17 protein-coding genes are annotated in these 17,626 nt (G+C 62.3%); 6 read left to right on the forward strand and 11 right to left on the reverse strand.

Translation table 11 applies throughout. From position 1 onward, the window contains the following. Positions 1-237 precede the first annotated feature (237 nt). The 4 genes from glnA (at position 238) to ntrC (ending at position 4,950) form a co-directional block, all read left to right on the forward strand. Positions 238-1,653: a type I glutamate--ammonia ligase gene (gene glnA / locus ACIQ3Q_RS02585; RefSeq protein ID WP_396267405.1), complete on the forward strand. Its 1,416-nt coding sequence runs from the start codon at positions 238-240 to the stop codon at positions 1,651-1,653. Positions 1,654-1,802: 149 nt separating this feature from the next. After that, entirely contained in the window at positions 1,803-2,339 is a 537-nt protein-coding gene (locus ACIQ3Q_RS02590; protein ID WP_396267406.1) for a hypothetical protein, read from the forward strand. Between the two features lie 2 nt (positions 2,340-2,341). Beyond that, a complete protein-coding gene (gene glnL, locus ACIQ3Q_RS02595) occupies positions 2,342-3,427 on the forward strand; it encodes a nitrogen regulation protein NR(II) (RefSeq protein ID WP_396267453.1) in 1,086 nt (361 codons plus the stop codon). Between the two features lie 17 nt (positions 3,428-3,444). Continuing rightward, positions 3,445-4,950 (forward strand): nitrogen regulation protein NR(I), encoded by a 1,506-nt coding sequence (gene ntrC, locus ACIQ3Q_RS02600; RefSeq protein ID WP_396267407.1) that lies wholly within the window; start codon positions 3,445-3,447, stop codon positions 4,948-4,950. On the opposite strand, the gene ACIQ3Q_RS02605 is transcribed toward ntrC, so the two are convergent. From ACIQ3Q_RS02605 to ACIQ3Q_RS02625, 5 genes are all read right to left on the reverse strand, one after another. Further along, complete coding sequence (locus tag ACIQ3Q_RS02605; RefSeq protein ID WP_396267408.1) at positions 4,947-7,175, reverse strand: patatin-like phospholipase family protein; 2,229 nt, start codon at positions 7,173-7,175, stop codon at positions 4,947-4,949. The genes ntrC and ACIQ3Q_RS02605 overlap by 4 nt on opposite strands. A gap of 8 nt (positions 7,176-7,183) precedes the next feature. Beyond that, complete coding sequence (locus ACIQ3Q_RS02610; protein WP_396267409.1) at positions 7,184-7,954, reverse strand: exodeoxyribonuclease III; 771 nt, start codon at positions 7,952-7,954, stop codon at positions 7,184-7,186. Positions 7,955-7,967: 13 nt separating this feature from the next. Continuing rightward, the gene (locus tag ACIQ3Q_RS02615) at positions 7,968-8,489 is read right to left on the reverse strand and encodes a dihydrofolate reductase (protein ID WP_396267410.1); all 522 of its coding nucleotides are present in this window, start codon (positions 8,487-8,489) and stop codon (positions 7,968-7,970) included. Continuing rightward, entirely contained in the window at positions 8,482-9,873 is a 1,392-nt protein-coding gene (locus ACIQ3Q_RS02620) for a sensor histidine kinase (RefSeq protein WP_396267454.1), read from the reverse strand. The genes ACIQ3Q_RS02615 and ACIQ3Q_RS02620 overlap by 8 nt, the downstream gene beginning before the upstream one ends. 71 nt (positions 9,874-9,944) lie before the next feature. Continuing rightward, on the reverse strand, positions 9,945-10,610 hold the full coding sequence (locus tag ACIQ3Q_RS02625) for a response regulator (RefSeq protein ID WP_396267411.1): 666 nt from the start codon (positions 10,608-10,610) through the stop codon (positions 9,945-9,947). Between the two features lie 247 nt (positions 10,611-10,857). On the opposite strand from ACIQ3Q_RS02625, the gene ACIQ3Q_RS02630 reads away from it, so the two are divergent. Continuing rightward, positions 10,858-11,388, forward strand: a complete 531-nt coding sequence (locus ACIQ3Q_RS02630) for an outer membrane beta-barrel protein (RefSeq protein WP_396267412.1) — start codon at positions 10,858-10,860, stop codon at positions 11,386-11,388. Positions 11,389-11,490: 102 nt separating this feature from the next. Here ACIQ3Q_RS02630 and ACIQ3Q_RS02635 read toward each other — a convergent pair whose 3' ends face one another. The 5 genes from ACIQ3Q_RS02635 to ACIQ3Q_RS02655 all read right to left on the reverse strand — a co-directional run bounded on the left by ACIQ3Q_RS02635 (position 11,491) and on the right by ACIQ3Q_RS02655 (position 15,779). Then, entirely contained in the window at positions 11,491-12,324 is an 834-nt protein-coding gene (locus tag ACIQ3Q_RS02635) for a thymidylate synthase (protein WP_396267455.1), read from the reverse strand. A 30-nt stretch (positions 12,325-12,354) separates the two neighbouring features. After that, positions 12,355-14,139 carry an ABC transporter transmembrane domain-containing protein gene (locus ACIQ3Q_RS02640; protein WP_396267413.1) on the reverse strand — a complete coding sequence of 595 codons (1,785 nt, stop codon included), beginning with the start codon at positions 14,137-14,139 and terminating at the stop codon, positions 12,355-12,357. A gap of 26 nt (positions 14,140-14,165) precedes the next feature. Next, positions 14,166-14,357: a hypothetical protein gene (locus ACIQ3Q_RS02645; protein ID WP_396267414.1), complete on the reverse strand. Its 192-nt coding sequence runs from the start codon at positions 14,355-14,357 to the stop codon at positions 14,166-14,168. A 14-nt stretch (positions 14,358-14,371) separates the two neighbouring features. After that, a complete protein-coding gene (locus tag ACIQ3Q_RS02650; RefSeq protein WP_396267415.1) occupies positions 14,372-14,737 on the reverse strand; it encodes a hypothetical protein in 366 nt (121 codons plus the stop codon). 142 nt (positions 14,738-14,879) lie between these two features. Next, complete coding sequence (locus tag ACIQ3Q_RS02655; protein ID WP_396267416.1) at positions 14,880-15,779, reverse strand: SPFH domain-containing protein; 900 nt, start codon at positions 15,777-15,779, stop codon at positions 14,880-14,882. 254 nt (positions 15,780-16,033) lie between these two features. On the opposite strand from ACIQ3Q_RS02655, the gene ACIQ3Q_RS02660 reads away from it, so the two are divergent. After that, on the forward strand, positions 16,034-16,840 hold the full coding sequence (locus ACIQ3Q_RS02660) for a GGDEF domain-containing protein (protein WP_396267417.1): 807 nt from the start codon (positions 16,034-16,036) through the stop codon (positions 16,838-16,840). 12 nt (positions 16,841-16,852) lie between these two features. Here ACIQ3Q_RS02660 and ACIQ3Q_RS02665 read toward each other — a convergent pair whose 3' ends face one another. Next, a complete protein-coding gene (locus ACIQ3Q_RS02665; protein ID WP_396267418.1) occupies positions 16,853-17,623 on the reverse strand; it encodes an MBL fold metallo-hydrolase in 771 nt (256 codons plus the stop codon). Between the last annotated feature and the right edge of the window lie 3 nt (positions 17,624-17,626).

A 17,626-nucleotide genomic window follows, 5' to 3' on the forward strand; every position in this document is an offset into this window, starting at 1 on the left:
CGGCAAACCACCGCCTCGCACTGCCTAAGCCAAGGTCCTCGAGGTGGGCTTCACCGGGGTAATGTGGAGTGGCTGGGCTGCAGGAGCTGTCCTTGATCGCGGTCACCAAAAGTGGGCACGCTTTCTGCTACATTCCGCCCGCTGAGTTTGAACTGTCTAGGGGTCTTCACTGACCTCTCGGCTCACCGAACTCCAAGCCGCAAGCCCCTCTCATAACTGATCCGCAGGAGCCTTTTGATGGCCAAGACCGTCGCCGACGTGATGAAGATGGTGAAAGACAACGAAATCAAGTTCGTTGACTTCCGCTTCACTGATACCCGTGGCAAGGAACAGCACGTCACCGTGCCGGTTTCCCACTTTGATGAAGACAAGTTCATTTCGGGCCATGCGTTCGACGGTTCGTCGATTGCAGGCTGGAAGGGCATTGAAGCCTCGGACATGCAGTTGATGCCTGACCCGAACACGGCCAACATCGACCCCTTCTTCGAAGAACCGACCCTGATCCTGACCTGCGACGTCATCGATCCGGCTGATGGCAAGCCCTACGAGCGTGATCCTCGCTCCTTGGCCAAGCGCGCTGAAGCCTATATGAAGGCCTCTGGCCTGGGCGACGCCGCTTACTTCGGCCCTGAGCCCGAGTTCTTCGTGTTCGACAGCGTCCGCTGGGCCAATGACATGTCGGGTTGCTTCTTCAAGATCGAATCTGAAGAAGCTGCTTGGAACACCGGCAAGGAATACGAGCACGGCAACACCGGCTATCGTCCTACCGTCAAGGGTGGCTACTTTCCCGTGCCCCCGGTCGACAGCGCGCAAGACATGCGCTCTGAAATGTGCCTGCTGCTGGAGCAGTGCGGCATTCCCGTCGAAGTGCACCACCACGAAGTGGCGAACGCGGGCCAGATGGAAATCGGCACCAAGTTCAGCTCGCTGGTCGAGCGTGCGGACTGGGTTCAGCTGCAAAAGTACATCATCGTGAACGTCGCTCATGCCTATGGCAAGACCGCGACCTTCATGCCCAAGCCCATCGTTGGCGACAACGGCTCGGGCATGCACGTGCACCAGTCGGTTTGGAAAGACGGCAAGAACCTGTTCGCTGGCGACGGCTATGCAGGCCTGTCTGACTTCGCGCTGTACTACATCGGCGGCATCATCAAGCACGCTCGCGCGCTGAACGCCATCACCAACCCTGGCACCAACAGCTACAAGCGTCTGGTCCCTGGTTTCGAAGCCCCGGTGAAGCTGGCTTACTCGGCCAAGAACCGCTCGGCATCGATCCGTATCCCCTATGTGGCCAACCCCAAGGGTCGCCGCATCGAGGCACGTTTCCCCGATCCTTCGGCCAACCCCTACCTGGCTTTCGCAGCCTTGTTGATGGCGGGCTTGGACGGCGTGGAAAACAAGATCCATCCGGGCGAAGCCGCCACCAAGGATCTCTACCATCTGCCCCCAGAAGAAGACGCGAAGATCCCGACCGTCTGCCACAGCCTGGACCAAGCTCTGGACTATCTGGACAAGGACCGTGCCTTCCTGACCAAGGGTGGTGTGTTCACCGATGCCTACATCGATGCCTACATCGACCTGAAGATGCAAGAAGTGACGCGCTTCCGCATGGCCACCCATCCGGTGGAATTCGACATGTACTACGCGCTGTGATTCTTAGCAATTGCCCGCGACAGAAAGGGACGGCTTGCCGTCCCTTTTTTTTTCGTCCCGCGTTGGTGACTCGTGACACATTCGGCGCATGCCGTCCGCCCACGAGCCCTTTTTGCCGTTGAAGGCCAAGATTCGCCACAATAGCCCACATGACGCCTTTTGACTTTTTCACTGACGCTGCTCTTTGGCGCCGCCGTGCTGCCGCTGGCCTGCCCCTGCTGGTGATGGCGGCGGGCGCGTGGGCCCAAGCGGGCTCGGTCTATTACGTCTGCCCGGGCAATATCTTCACCAACACCATCTCCGCCAAAGAGGCTGAGACCAAGGGCTGCAAGGCGCGCGAGGCGCAGCAGCCCACCTCGGTGCCAGCGCCCAAGCCGCGCCCGGCTTCAACGGGCACGCCCGCGCCGTCGTCCGCCCCCCGGCCTGCGGAGACCCGCATCGACTCGTCTGAGCAAAAAGCCCGTGATACCGATGCCCGCCGCATCCTAGAAACCGAGCTGCGCAAAGAAGAAGAAAAGCTCGAAGCGCTGCGCCGTGAGTACAACAACGGCGAGCCCGAGCGCAAGGGCGAAGAGCGCAACTCCCAAAAGTACTCCGATCGTGTGGCTGACATGAAGGCAGCGATTCAGCGCAAAGAAGCCGATCTCGCCGCCATTCGCCGCGAGATGGGCAAGCTCGCTCAGTGAGCATTGCCCCCAACGATAGACAGGCCCAGTCGCAATGGGCCACCTTGGACCAACTAGCCACCATGGTGGCGGTGGTTGACGAGCAAGGTTGCTGCGTCTTTGTCAACGCCGTGCTGGAGTCGGTGATCGGCTTGTCGCGCCGCATGCTGGCGCACTGTCCCCTGAGTGATTGGTTCAAAGAGCCCCTGGCCTTGCAAGAAGCCTTGGGAGCGGTGGAGCGCAATGAGTTCGCGACCCGTCGCTTTGAGACCGAGCTGCGCCGCACGGGCGTGGGCGGAGCTGAGTCCCTGCACGTGCATGTGATCGTCAGCCAAACCGAGCATCCCTACCGTGGTTTGTTGGTGGAGATGCTGGAGATCGAGCAGCAGGCGCGGCAAGAGCGGGAAGAGCGGGTGATGGGCCAAGCCCAGGTCACCAAAGAGCTGATCCGCAACCTGGCTCACGAGATCAAGAATCCTTTGGGGGGTATTCGCGGCGCCGCCCAATTACTGGCCATGGAGTTGCCTTCGCCTGAATTGACCGAGTACACCGAGGTCATCATCCACGAGGCGGACCGGCTGCAGACGCTGGTCGACCGCCTGCTGGCGCCGCACCGCAAGCCGCATGTGGTGAGCGACGTCAACATCCACGAGGTTTGCGAGCGCGTGCGCTCCTTGGTGCTGGCCGAGCACCCCAAGGGGCTTAAAGTGGTGCGTGACTACGACACCTCGCTGCCCGAGTTCCGCGGTGACAGAGAGCAGCTCATTCAAGCGGTGCTCAACATTGTTCATAACGCTTGCCAAGCCTTGAGCGAGCGGATCGTACAGGGCGATGGGCAGATCGTGTTGCGCACCCGGGCCGCGCGCCAAGTCACTTTGGGCAAGCAGCGCTATCGCCTGGCATTGGAATTGCATATCCAGGACAACGGACCGGGCATCCCCGAGGCTCTGAGAGAACGCATCTTCTATCCCCTGGTCTCAGGGCGTGAAGGTGGCTCAGGCTTGGGGCTGACGCTGGCGCAGACCTTTGTGCAGCAACATCAGGGCACGATTGAATGCAGCAGCGAGCCGGGCCGGACGGATTTCAAAATCGTGATTCCCCTGCCTTGAAAGCGAAGTGGCCCGGCATGAAACCCATCTGGATCGTTGACGACGACCAATCCATTCGCTTCGTGCTTGAAAAAGCACTGGCCCGAGAGCAACTGCCGGTGCGCAGCTTCTCCAACCCGCGTGATGTGCTGGCCGCGCTGGCCACTGACGAGCCCCAAGTGCTGGTCAGCGACATCCGCATGCCCGGCGGCTCGGGCCTGGACTTGCTGGCCCAGGTCAAAGCCAAGCTGCCCGGTTTGCCCGTCATCGTGATGACGGCCTACTCCGACCTGGACAGCGCCGTCTCGGCCTTCCAGGGCGGGGCGTTTGAATACCTGCCCAAGCCCTTCGACCTGCCCAAGGCGGTGGAGTTGATACAACGCGCGGTGGACGAAAGCTTGCGCGAGCAAGTCAGCGATGAGCGCAAATCTGAGGCGCCTGAAATGCTGGGCCAAGCCCCGGCCATGCAAGATGTCTTCAGAGCCATTGGGCGCCTGAGCCAAAGCAATGTCACCGTGCTGATCACGGGCGAGTCGGGCTCTGGCAAAGAGCTGGTCGCCCGGGCCTTGCACCGCCACAGCCCCCGGGGCGATGCGGGCAGCAACGGCCCCTTCATTGCCATCAACACCGCTGCCATCCCTAAAGACCTGCTGGAGTCTGAGTTGTTCGGCCATGAGCGTGGCGCCTTCACCGGCGCACAGACCATGCGCCGAGGCCGCTTTGAGCAAGCCGATGGCGGCACCTTGTTCTTGGATGAAATCGGCGACATGCCGTTTGACTTGCAAACCCGCTTGCTGCGGGTCTTGTCCGATGGCCAGTTCTACCGCGTGGGCGGCCATCAGCCGCTCAAGGCCAATGTGCGCGTGATAGCGGCCACCCACCAGCACTTGGAAGAGCGCGTGCGCCAAGGTGTGTTTCGCGAGGATTTGTTCCACCGCCTGAATGTGATCCGCCTGCGCCTGCCACCACTGCGTGAGCGCCGCGAAGACATTGCCCCGCTGACCCGGTTTTTCTTGGGCAAGAGTGCTAAAGAGCTGGGGGTGGAGCCCAAGCGCATCACCGATGACGCGCTGGAACGTCTGATGGATTTCGAGTTCCCTGGCAACGTGCGCCAGTTGGAAAACCTTTGCCACTGGCTGACGGTGATGGCGCCGTCACAGGTGATTGAGGCCAAAGACCTGCCACCGGACATGCTGGACGGTGAGAGCGGCTTGGCCCGTCATGACCTTGCAGCGCCCGCGACTCCGCTTGCCCCTGAAGCTGCGGCTTCATCGGGCTCCGTGAGAGCCCCAATACCCGCGCAGTCTTCTGCGCCCGGTACAGGCGAGTCGGCTTGGGTCAAAGACCTGGAGCTGGAGGCCCGTCGACTCCTGGCTGAAGGCCGTGAAGACGTCTGGGACGTATTGACCCGTCAGTTCGAGGCGCGTCTGATCGAAACCGCCGTCGCCATGACGCGCGGGCGGCGCATTGAAGCCGCCCAAAAGCTAGGTATTGGCCGCAACACCATCACCCGCAAGATTCAGGAACTGGGGCTGGACGTCTAAGGCTGGCCGAGGAACAGGTAGACCGCCGTGTTGCGGCCGGCCGTCCGCCCAAGCCCGAAGAACAGCGGCCCTATGGGCGTCTCTGCGGCGGCAAAGAGTGAGCCGGCGGTCAGCAAGTCCTTGGCATAGCCGCGCTGCGGCCGCGTGTCCCAGGCATTGCCCAATTCCAGAGAGCCCCCCAACAGCAGGCGCCTGCCAAAAAGGTCTAAGGTGCTGACGCGGTTCAAGTAGGCCATGCGTACAAAGCCCAGGCGTGAACCTGAGAGCGACTCGGTGGGCAGTCCCGACAACTCGAGGAATCCACCCAAGTCGAAGGCACCGGCCCCTTGGCCGATGGGGGCGCGCGTCTTGGCTAAGCGCACGGCCGGCCACCAGGTGTGGTTTCCAGAGGTGTAAGCGCCCGTCCAGCGCAACTCCATCTTGGTGGCGGCTGCTTCGTCGCTGCCTTGGTTGCGCCCCACCTGAAGCATCAAGCGCTGCCCGCTGCTGGGCAAGAAGGCGTTGTCCAGAGAGTCGGTCAGGTAGCGCGCGTAGATGTCGTTCTCCGCGAAGCTCAGCACCAAGTCTTGGACGAAGATGCCTCGCTCCGGGGTCAAGATGCTCAAATTGCCGGTGGCGCGGTACACCTTGCGCGATGCCCCAATGCGAATCTCGGACTGCTTGGATAACTCCGCCCCCAACTCCACCGTCGCACGGTGTTCCTTGACATCACCTGTCAACACAGGCCTGCCCTGGTCATACAGAGCTTTCTTGTAGCTCAACACGCCTGCGCCTGCCGACGCAAACACAGGAGAGTTCAACCAAAAGGGTTGGAAGATCTCTGTGCTGAGCCCATTGACGCGGCCCAAATCCAGCCGGTTACGCCATTGCGCCCCAGCGCCATTGACCCAGGTGCGGAGGTGCCCCAGCCTGAAGCTGATGGAGCCCTCTCCCGCCAGGTCGATGGAGGCATCCAAGCCTAAGCGCAGGTAGTTGGGGCCCCAGAACTTTTCTTTGGCGTCAATCATGACCCCAAACTCGTCGCCTTTGCGCAAAGTGCGCACGGACACGCGCTCAAAGTCACCCATCTCTTGCACGCGCCCAATGGCGGCTTGGATGTCGGCTGCGGACGCGCTCTCGCCCACCTTGAGACCAGCCGCCTCAAGCACAGCCTGTGGCGGAACAACGGTCAAGGGCGAGACAGCCACAAACTCCGTAGGAGCAGGTTCCCGGGCGAGTCGGGCCTGCGACTGTCGCCATTGCGCATACTGCTCTGCGGGTACGGCCATGGCCGCTAAACGCGTCTCCAGGGGGCGGGTGGCTTCTTCACCAATGCGCACGACTTCAGTGACGCGCGCAAAGTCCAAGAAGCTGAACCCGGCCAGATCAGGCGAAATCAAAACATCCTGCGGGCCCAGCATGGCCTTCTGCGCGGTGACGTTTTGCTCCGTCAGGATGTTGATCATTTGCTGAGAGACGCTCAGCAAGCTGCGCAGCTCCTTGCGGGGGGTCAATGGCGTGCCGATATTCACCGCAATGATGCGCTGTGCACCCAGGCGGCGTGCGACATCCACGGGCAGGTTCTTGACCAGTCCGCCGTCCGCCATCAGGCGGCCATTCAGCTCAATCGGTGAAAACAGCCCAGGGACAGACATCGAAGCGCGGATGGCCTCATAAAGGTTGCCTTCTTGAATGACCACCTCTTGCCCAGACTCCAAGTCGGTGGCCACCGTGCGAAAGGGCAGGGGCAGCACATCAAAGTGAATGGACTCCGGCACATGAGCCGTCAGGGTCTGCAACAACTGCTCAAACTTTCCGCCGCTGACCACGCCGCTGGGCAGGGAGAGGCCATCTGCAGACAGGCCCATTTCTAGGCCCAGCGGGAAGGTGTAGTCGTCTGCCCGTCGAGTCACGCCCAAGCGGCTGCGGTCAACGCGCTCGCTGCCGAGTGCCGACCAATCTGTCTTGAGAAAGGCGGCCTCTATGTCAGCGCCACTCATGCCCGAGGCATACAGACCCCCGACGATGGAGCCCATGCTGGTGCCGACCACGCAGTCGATGGGCACGCGCAGGCGCTCCAGAACCTTGATCACGCCCACGTGGGTAAAGCCACGTGCGCCACCACCTGAGAGCACCAAGCAGGTCTTGGGCCGTGCCTCAGTCGCCGCGGCCACGGGCTGTGCCCAGGCCTGAGGCCACCCCAGGGTCGCGGCCAGTCCGAGCAGGGGAAGCAGCAGTTTTTTCATGAGGGCACTCAGGCAGGCAGCAAAGTCACCACGACAGGGGCGTGGTCGCTCGGTCGTTCGTTTTTTCGGGGCAGCTTGTCGATCACACAAGCCTGAACTTCGCTGCGCAAGGCCGTGCTGGTCAGGATGTGGTCAATCCGCAAGCCTTGGTTCTTGCGGAAGGCCAAGTTGCGGTAATCCCACCAACTCCAGCTCTTCGGCGCCTGCTCAAACAGGCGGAAGGCGTCCACCAGACCTTGGTCCAGCAGCGCCTGAAAGTGCGCGCGCTCTTGAGGCGTGCAGTGGATCTGCCCAGCCCAGGCCACGGGGTCGTAGACATCGCGGTCTTCGGGGGCGATGTTGTAGTCGCCCATCAGCACCAGCTTGGGGTGGCGGCTCAACTCATCGGCCACATGCTTTTGCAGGGCCTCTAGCCAGCCCATCTTGTAGACGAACTTGTCGCTGTCTGGTGCTTGGCCGTTGGGAAAGTAGGCGCCAATCACACGAACACCACCGACCGTGCCGGTGATCACCCGCGCCTGCTCATCCGCCAAGCCGGGCAGGTTGCGCACCACGTCGGTGGCCGACGTGCGGCTGAGCAGCGCCACACCGTTGTATGTTTTCTGGCCGAACCATTGCGCGTGATAGCCCGCGGCCTGCAACTCAGCTTGCGGAAACTTGTCGTCCGTCAGCTTGGTCTCTTGCAGCACGATGGCGTCCACCGGGTTGGCAGCCAGCCAGTCCAGCAGTTGGGGCAGGCGCACGCCCAGCGAGTTCACATTCCAGGTGGCCAGTTGCATGAGTGCTTTCTTCTTAGGGCAGGGGCGACGTCCGCTCGTAACAGACGAAGTCGAAGTCAAAGTCGTTGGGGGCGGCGGCGCGGTGGCGCTCTCGACTGACTTCCTGGAAGTCCGCCGCAGGCCAGGCCGGGAAGTGGGCATCTCCCTCTACGCCCAAGTCCAACTCGGTCAGCACCAATCGATGCGCAAAGGGCAGGGCCTCGGCATAGATTTGTGCCCCACCGATCACAAAAACGGTGTCAGCGGCTGTGAAACGCGCCAGCGCTTCGGCCAAGGTGTGTACCACCTCGGCGCCCGGGGCCTGAAAGCCCGTTTGGCGGGTCAGCACCAGGTTTCGGCGGCCAGGCAGAGGGCGAAAGCGCGGAGGCAGGGACTCCCAAGTCTTGCGGCCCATCAGCACGGGGTGCCCTTGGGTGCTGCGCCGAAAATGCGCCATGTCTTCAGGCAAGTGCCAGGCGAGTTGGTTGTCGCGGCCGATCACGCGGCCCCGGGCCATGGCGGCGATCAAGACAATGCAAGGAGTGGAGTCACGCATCATGAGGATTGTCGCTGCTCCGAACGGTGAGCGGCAACGTGACCGTGACTCGCAAGCCTTGCCCATCCTCTGGGTCGGACAGCGCCACCGTGCCATTCATGTCTGTCACGCCGTCGCGCACGATAGACAAGCCCAGGCCTACACCGATTTGGCCATGCTCCTGCCCGCGCTGAAAGCGCTCGAAGACTTGGGCCTTGAGTGCATCTGGGATACCCGGGCCATGGTCACGGACCACGAGCAGCGCCCGCCCCGCGTCCCGATGCAAGGAGACTGTCACCTCCTGGCCTGAGGCGGAGTACTTGATGGCATTGCTGACAAGGTTGTCGATGATCGATTCGAGCACTTCGCGAACGCCATTAACGGTGCAAGCTTCATTGCGCGCTAAGTGCAGGGTCACCGCTTTGCGGTCCGACAGGATAGACAGCTCTGCCAGTCGCATCTGCAACAAGACATCGAGTCGGCGTGGCCCCTTGGCCTCTCCCAACCTGGTGTGGCGGTCATTGCGCAACATCGTCATCAGTTGCTCCACCACACGGCTCATGCGGCGAACGCCGCTCATCAAGCCCTGCAACTGGCTTTGCGCGCGGTCCGGGAGCTTGAGTTGCTGCAGACCTTCGGCGTTCACCTGAATGGCCGCTAGAGGCGTACGCAGTTCGTGTGCCGCATTGGCCACGAACTCCCGCTCACGGGCGGTGCTACGTTGATGTTCGATGGACCACTTGGATACAGCGCCTGCCAAGGCCCGTAACTCCACGGGCACCTTGTTCAAGGGCAGCGTCCCCATAGAGTCGGCGCCGCTCGTTTCTACGCCGGTGGTCAGGCGCTTGAGCGGCTTCAGTCCCCACCAAAGTGCCAGCAGCATGGGTATAAACAGCACGATCATCGTCAATACTGCGGGCCACAGCACAAAGTCAGAACCGAACACATATCGGACTATCTCCCATGTGCCGCGATACCGGTCCAGCGCACAGGCCGTGAATCGTTGGTCTGCTGATTGCTCGCAGACCTGCCACCAACGGCTATGCTCACTTTGCAGCACCCGTGGAGTACCCCACGGAGCTGAAAACTGATGAAGGTCAGCAGGGAGCCTCTTCGTGGCGAACACCAGCTGAGCGCCATCGAACAACTGAAGGCAGACCCGGTCGCCGGGGTTTGAAGGGTCCTGGTTTTTGTCTTTCCAAGTGGTATCAACATGGCGGTCCAGCGTCTGGACCACTTGTGCCAGTAGGTTCGGGTGGTCCCTCAGGACTTCGGCATGCTTCAGCAAGGTCCAGCGGGCGCCGCTGTCATCGACGAACCGGGCCGGCGAGCTGGCGTTGTGATAAGCCAAATACAGCACAAGGAACCAAGACGCCACCATGCATACGAACGTCACCAGCAGCACCTTCAAGGTGATGCTGGGCCACAGCCTCAGCAAAGCCGCCTGGGCGCGACGCCGTGGTGAGATCTCCTGGCTCATGGCCCCTGACCTTCGCTCCGGTCGATGACAAACCCGATGCCTCTGACGGTTCTGATCAGATGGCGCCCCAGCTTCTTGCGCAGATTGGACATGTGCATGTCCAATGAGCTGGCTGCTTCATTGCTCAAGGCTTCTTCTTCGATGGTGATGCGCGGCACCACGCGGCCAACGCGCTGCAGCAGCAGTTGCGTGATCTGAAACTCAGTGCGCGAGAGATGTATGGCCTGTCCATCGAGGTAGGCCTGATGTGCATGGTGGTCGATCTCGAGCCCACAGCCGCGCAAGCCCGTCTGAGTGAAGCCCTTGAGGCGGCGCACCATGGCCTGCAGCCGGGCGATCAGCTCTTCAAGTTCAAAGGGTTTGACCAGGAAGTCGTCTGCACCTTGCTTGAGGCCATCGAGCCTGTCACGCAGGCTGTCGCGGGCCGACAAGATCAGCACCGGCTGCAAACCGTTCTGGTCGCGCAGCGCGGTCAGCCAACTCAAGCCGTCGCCGTCTGGCAGGCCCAGGTCGAGCACAGCCAGGTCAAAATCCCTGGTGGACTTGAAAGACAAAGCGCTGGCGAGCGTGCGCACCCAGACGACCGTCAAGTCGTGCTGTTGCAGTGCACGTTGGATGCCCGCACCTATGTCTAAATCGTCTTCAATCAACAGTAACTTCATGATCTGGCTCGGATTGTCGGTTTTCAATGATCGACTCGCCACTGTGAATCTTTAGGTGGTGTTTAGAGTGACTGGTCGCGAGCTGGGTGCGCGAGGGGGCTGCGGGCTTGGTCGCCTTGGCCTGTGTTGGGCCTACCTTGAGCCTGTCTTGAAGATCTCTTGAGGTGGCGTCGAGCTAATCTTCAGACATCCTGCCGACAATCTTTGGAGTGCCAAGTGATGGTGCGTTAACTTCAAAGGTGTTGTGATGAAAAAGATGATGGCTGCGGCCGCGTTGTTGGTAGGTGTTTGCGGTGTGGCGCAGGCCGGTGACTTTTATGTCGCGGGCGATATCAGTCGCACCCGGTTCTCAGGCTTGGGCAGCGATACCGGGGCGTCCATTGCGGGCGGCTATCAGTTCAACGCCAATTGGGGCGCTGAATTGGGCTTTCGCTTTCTGGGGTCTGGCCGTGAGACCTTCACAGAAGGCGCCAACAAGTGGGACATCTCTGCCCGCTATCGCAGCATTCAGCTCTCTGGTTTGGGCTATTTGCCTTTGAGCGACAGCTTCAGCGTGTTTGGACGACTGGGCTACGGCACGACCAAGGCGCAAGAGCGCGTCAGCGTCGTTTCTGGCTCTGCCTCTGCCTCCGCCAAGGCGCGCGACTACCGCAGCAGCCTGTTGGTGGGCGTGGGCGTGGACTATGCCTTGAGCAAGCAGCTCTCGATTCGTGGCGAGTATCAGCGTCCCGCCTCTGACGTGTCGGTGTTGGCCCTGGGCCTGAAGTACGGCTTCTGATGGACGAAGGGCGCCAAAGGCGCCCTCGGACGGAGCTTGCTCACAGCGTGAGGTCAGGCCTCAAGTACAAAGGGAAACCGTTCATGGTTTCCCTTTGTTCATTCACACAGCCACCGGCGCCTTGATCGGCGCATGGTGCTGATACTCCAGCACCTCAAAGTCTTCGAACTCATAGTCGAAGATGGATGCGGGCTTGCGCTTGATGTTCAGCACCGGGTAGGCAAAGGGCGTGCGCTCTAGCTGGGTTTGCACCTGCTCGAAGTGGTTGGTGTAGAGGTGACAGTCGCCGCCCGTCCAGATGAAATCACCCACGGCCAAGTCGCACTGCTGGGCCAGCATGTGGGTCAGCAGCGCGTAGCTGGCGATATTGAAGGGCACGCCCAAAAAGATATCGGCGCTGCGCTGGTAGAGCTGGCAACTTAAGCGCCCGCGCCCGCCCGGCTCCGTGGCCGGGGCCACGTAAAACTGGAAGAAAGCGTGGCAGGGCATCAAGGCCATTTTGCTCAGGTCAGCCACGTTCCAGGCGCTCACAATGATGCGGCGCGAATCGGGGTTGCTCTTGAGCTGTTGCACCACTTCGCTGATCTGGTCGATGTGGCCGCCCTCAGGCGTGGGCCAGTTGCGCCACTGCACGCCATAGACAGGGCCTAAGTCGCCGTCTTCACGCGCCCATTCGTCCCAGATCGTGCAGCCGCGCTCTTGCAGCCATTGGACATTGCTGTCGCCCCGCAAGAACCACAGCAACTCCACGATGATGGCCTTGAGGAACACCTTCTTGGTGGTCACCAGCGGAAAGCCCTCGTTCAGATCAAAGCGCATCTGGTGGCCGAACACGCTGCGCGTGCCGGTCCCGGTGCGGTCACCCTTGGCCACGCCATGCTCATAGACATGGCGCATGAAGTCTTCGTACTGGGAGCGGACAGGGCGGGTCACGATGGTCTTGCAGGCAGGCTAAAGGAGAGGATTCTAGGCGGCGCTGAATTGCATCGCTGCCAACTTGGCATACAGCCCGCCGCGCGCCACCAGTTCGGCATGTGTGCCTTGTTCTTGGATTTGGCCACCCTCCAAGACCACGATGCGGTCAGCCCGCTGCACGGTGGCCAAGCGGTGGGCGATGACCAGGGTGGTGCGGTCCTTCATGGCGCTTTCCAGTGCCGCCTGCACCATGCGCTCACTCTCGGCGTCCAGCGCGCTGGTGGCTTCGTCCAGCAGCAGCAGCGGTGGGTTCTTGAGCATGGCCCGCGCGATGCTGATGCGCTGGCGCTGGCCGCCAGACAAGCGCACACCGCGTTCGCCCAAAAAGCTGTCGTAGCCACCGGGCAGCGCCATGATGAAGTCATGCGCATAGGCCGCTTGCGCCGCTGCGATGACCTCGGCGTCCGTGGCCTCCGGGCGGCCGTAACGGATGTTCTCCATGGCCGAGGTCGAGAAGATCACGCTGTCCTGGGGCACGATGCCGATGCGGCCGCGCAAGGCTTGCAGATCGACCTCGCGCACGTCCACGCCGTCCAAGCGCACACGCCCTGCCGCCACGTCATAAAAGCGCAGCAGCAACTGGAACACCGTGGTTTTGCCCGCGCCGCTGGGGCCGACCAAGGCCACGGTTTCGCCGGGGCGCACTTCCAGCGTCAGGCCTTGCAGCGCGGCTTGATCGGGGCGCGACGGGTAATGAAAGCTCACGCCTTGGAGACTCAGTGCAGAGCCGCCCTGGGTGGCGGGCAAGGCCTGCGGTTGTTGGGGCGAGGTGACGGGGGATTGCGTATGCAGCAGCTCCATCAGGCGCTCGGTCGCGCCCGCTGCACGCAGCAAGTCGCCATAGACTTCTGACAGTACCGCCACCGAGCCGGCCAGGGTGATGACATAGAGCACGGTCTGGCCCAAATGTCCCGGAGTGATCTCGCCCTTGAGCACCGCTTGCGTGCCTTGATACAGCCCCCACAGCAGGGCACCAAAAGTGGCGGTGATGATGAAGGCCACCAGCACGGCGCGCAGGCGAGTGCGCTTGCGGGCGGTGTCAAAGGCGGCCTCGGTGGCCCCGTCAAAGCGCGTGGCTTCGCGAGCTTCTTGGGTGTAGCTCTGCACCACCGGAATGGCATTCAGCACTTCGGCGGCAATGGCGCTGGTGTCGGCGACCCGGTCTTGGCTGGCGCGAGAGAGCTTGCGCACCCGCCGACCAAAAACAAGTGCAGGCATCACCACCAGCACCAGGATGCCCAGGACCTGGGTCATCACATAAGGGTTGGTCGCGATCAACAGGCCCAAGGCGCCCACGCCCATCACCACATTGCGCAAGCCCATGCTCAGGCTGGAGCCCACCACGGTTTGCACCAGGGTGGTGTCGGTGGTCAGGCGGCTCAGCACCTCGCCGGTGGCGGTGGTCTCAAAAAAGGCCGGGCTTTGCTTCACCACATGGGCATAGACGGCATTGCGCAGGTCGGCCGTGACCCGCTCGCCCAACCAACTCACCATGTAAAAGCGCAAGGCCGAGAACACTCCCAGGGCAGCTCCCACGGCAAACAAGGCACCGAAGTGCTCACGCAGCGCCATCATGCGCTCCCCGGGGGCTGCCCCGACCAGGCCTTCATCGACCAAGGTCTTGAGCGCCATGGGCAAGGCCAGCGTGGCCCCGGCGGCCAGCACCATGAAGGCCAGGGCCAGCGCAATGCGGCCCCGATAGGGTTTCAAGAAGGGCGCCAGGCCCGAGAGAGATTTGGGAGAGCTGCCCTTGGGGCGGTCAGATTCAGATGCCATACCGCCAGTGTAGGCGGGCTACCCGCTCAGGCGCTTTCGTCCGTCTCGGGGGAGGGCTCAGCTTGCGGCAAACGCCCGCGCTTGGCCAGCGCTTCGCGCAGCAGATACTCCACCTGCGCATTGGCGCTGCGTAGCTCCTGGGCTGCCAAGCGCTCGATCTCGGCCCACAGGGCCGGGTCTATGCGCAGGGGGTAGGACTTTTTGCTGGGGCTGGCCAATTGTTGCGGTCCTCTCAGCGCGGGCGGCGCAAGCGCCACCACAGCAGCACACACCAGACTGCCAGGGCTGCCAAGAACAGACTCACGCCTTGCATGTGCGGGCCGAAAGGCAGACGGGGGACGGCAGCTCGGTTGGCCTCTGCCAACAGGAGATGCAAAGCCGCCGAACCGATCACCAACAAAGCGGCCAACGCTCTCATGAAGTTCTGCAACATGCTAAAGGTCTGGGCTCGGCGTAGCGGGCTCAGCCAATAGGCTTTGTGAGGGATGCTCAGCAGCTTTCCTCCAGCAGTCAGCCTCTCGATGGGCAGCAGGCCCAACACAGCCGGGATCACCACCATCAACAACGTCCAGATGGCGAGATGCGCAGACCTTGACATGAAGCCAACTGCGCGCCCGTCTGGATCGAAAGAGGTTGCGATCGTAGCGGGCATGCTGCTAGTCACGTAAATTGCAAGAGCCCACAGCCACAGGATCAGGCCGATCAGCAGGGTGTTGGCAAGACGGCTGGGCATGAAACGCTCACTGGTAGAGGGTGCCGGTGTTGACGATGGGCTGGGTCTCGCGGTCCGAGCACAGCACCACCAGCAGATTGGACACCATGGCCGCTTTGCGCTCGTCGTCCAGCTCGACGATGGAGCGCTCAGACAGCCCCTTGAGTGCGGCCTCGACCATGCTGACGGCACCTTGCACGATCTTGGCGCGGGCGCTGATCACGGCTTCAGCTTGCTGGCGGCGCAGCATCACCTGGGCGATCTCCGGCGCATAGGCTAGGTGGGTCAGCTTGGCGTCTATCACCTCAACCCCGGCGTCACCGCAGCGGGCTTGCAGCTCTTGGCGCAGGTCTTGGGTCACCTCGTCCACGCTGCCGCGCAGGGTGATCTCGCCACTGTCTGGGTGCTCACCCTCGTCGTAGGCATAGAGCGAGGCTAAGTGGCGTAAGCCGGCCTCGGCCTGCACCCGAACGTACAGCTCAAAGTCGTCCACGGAATAGGCGGCGCGCGCCGCGTCGTTGACCCGCCACACCACCGCAGCGCTGATCTCAATCGGGTTGCCGCGCTTGTCATTGACCTTGAGCGTCGGGGTGTTTTGGTTGCGGGCCCGCAGCGATAAGCGTCGCTTGGCCAGCAAAGGGTTCGCCCAGCGCAGGCCTTCGGCGCGGTCAGTGCCCTGGTAGGCACCAAACAAATTCAGCAGCGTGCAGGTGTTGGGTTGGAGCATGTACAAACCCACCAAGCTGATGACCCCAAATGCGGCCAAGCCCAGCGAGATGGCGGCAGCCCACACGCCCAGGTCCAGTGTGGCGCCCGACAGTGGCAGGCCCGCAGCCAGCATGATGGCCAGGATGCCCAGCCCAGCCATCACGTAGCCGTTCTGGGATTGAAACGAGCGGTCCGAATACGTGTGTGCGAAGTTGGACACAGTGGGTCTCCATGTATGGAATCAAAGTGATATCACTTTAGTATGCTTCGAGACGATCTGCAAGTGCTGGCGGCCCTTGGAAGGTCGTCACCGGGGAAATCGCTCCCCCTAATTCCACAGATTTGCCCGGCGCAAAGGGCGGGCTGGCGAGATACTCGGACTTGCGACGAGCGGTTTTGTCACAGGCCCGGCCTACAGTTGGGTGGTCGATTGGCCGAAGTGAGTCGGACTCCCGCGCAAAAGGACTCTTTGAGATGACGACGAAAGACACAAGCCCCGCATGGCCGCAGCGTTTGGCCCAATGGGTCAGCCGCTTCAGTCTGGGCTCGGCCTGGATGTTTCAAGCCGGTGTGGGCGGTTTGGTCGCGGCGGGCGTGGCCACCTTGCTGGTGGTCTTGGACGGTGTGTCGTGGAGCACGGCAGCCCTGGCTGGGGTGCTGGCGCTGATGCCGGCCCTTTTGGCGGGTGGTGTGGCGCTGCATCTGGCTCGCACGCTGGCGCAGTCGGCCTCGCAACGCGAGATGCTCAGCCTGGAAGACGAGTTGACCGGCGTCAGCAACCGCCGCCAGTTTTTGCGTTTGGCTGAGCGTGAATGGTCGCGCTGCCGCCGCTATGGCGACAACGGCGCGCTGCTGCTCATCGACGCCGACCACCTTCGCCGCATCAACGACAACCTGGGCCAGCGCTGCGGCGACGCGATCTTGCTGGAAGTGACCCGCCGCATCAGCGCCACGCTGCGCCAGTCTGACCTGCTGGCCCGCTTTGGCGGTGCCGAGATGGCGGTGTATCTGCCTCACACCGACCCGCTGGGGGCCTTGGACGCTGCCGAGCGGATTCGCCAGCAAGTGGCCTCCACCCCGTTCTTGTGGGAGCAGGCGCATGTGGTGGTCACAGTGAGCGTGGGCGTAGCCCATGTGCATGGCGGCCAGCTCGCGCTGGACGCGCTGGTGCATGAGGCCGAAGCCGCCTTGAATGCCGCCAAAGAAGCGGGCCGTAACTGCGTGCGTGCCGCCCCCATTCAGCCGCGCCGCGACGAAACCCGCTCGGTCAACGCAGGCTGAACGCCGCCCGCCTCAGGGCAGGCGATAGTTGGCCGGGCCCATCAGGTCCACACCGCAGGCCAGCCCTCGCACCCAAGCGATGAACTCCTTCACGGCAGGCCCAGCCAAGGGTGGGCCATGCTGCGGCACCATCATGGCGATGGGCAGGTCCGCCACCATGTCGGCCCACAAGCGCAAGATCTTGTTGGACGCCATGTAGCGTTGGTGAAACGCGGCCATGCTGGGCATGAGCTCCGCCAGGGACTCCACTGGCGCGCGCGCCACCGCCCCCGAGACCATGGACACCCCCAGATCGCCCGAGAACAAAATCTTGCTGACCGGGTCCCAAAACTGGAAGTTGCCTTCAGCGTGCAGGAAGTGGGCGGGCAAGGCCCAGACCTCACTGCGGCCAATGCGGATGCGCATGCCTGCATCGGGGATGCCCACGATGCGGCCGGTGGTTTTGCCCGGCTTGCAGAAGTGCGGCACAAAGCGTTCCCACACCTTAGAGACATAAATGCTGGCCTGGGTGGAGGTGGTCCAGCGATCGAGCGAGGCAATGATGTCTGGGTCGGCGTGCGAGGCCAGAATGGCTGACAGCTTGTGCGGCGCGAAGTGCCGCGTCATGGTCAGGTACAGCTCGTTATAAGCGAGGTTGCAGCCCGGGTCGAGGATGGCGCCGGTGTCACCGTCGACGATCAAAAACTGGTTCGCTTGCACAGCGTCCGAGGCGCCAGTGTCGTCCACCAAGTCGGTGAACATCAGGCAGCGGTGGCTGCCGTCGTCATAGAGGGTTACAGGCATGCG

It is taken from the genome of Ideonella sp., from assembly GCF_044358605.1.
Taxonomy (GTDB): domain Bacteria; phylum Pseudomonadota; class Gammaproteobacteria; order Burkholderiales; family Burkholderiaceae_C; genus Ideonella.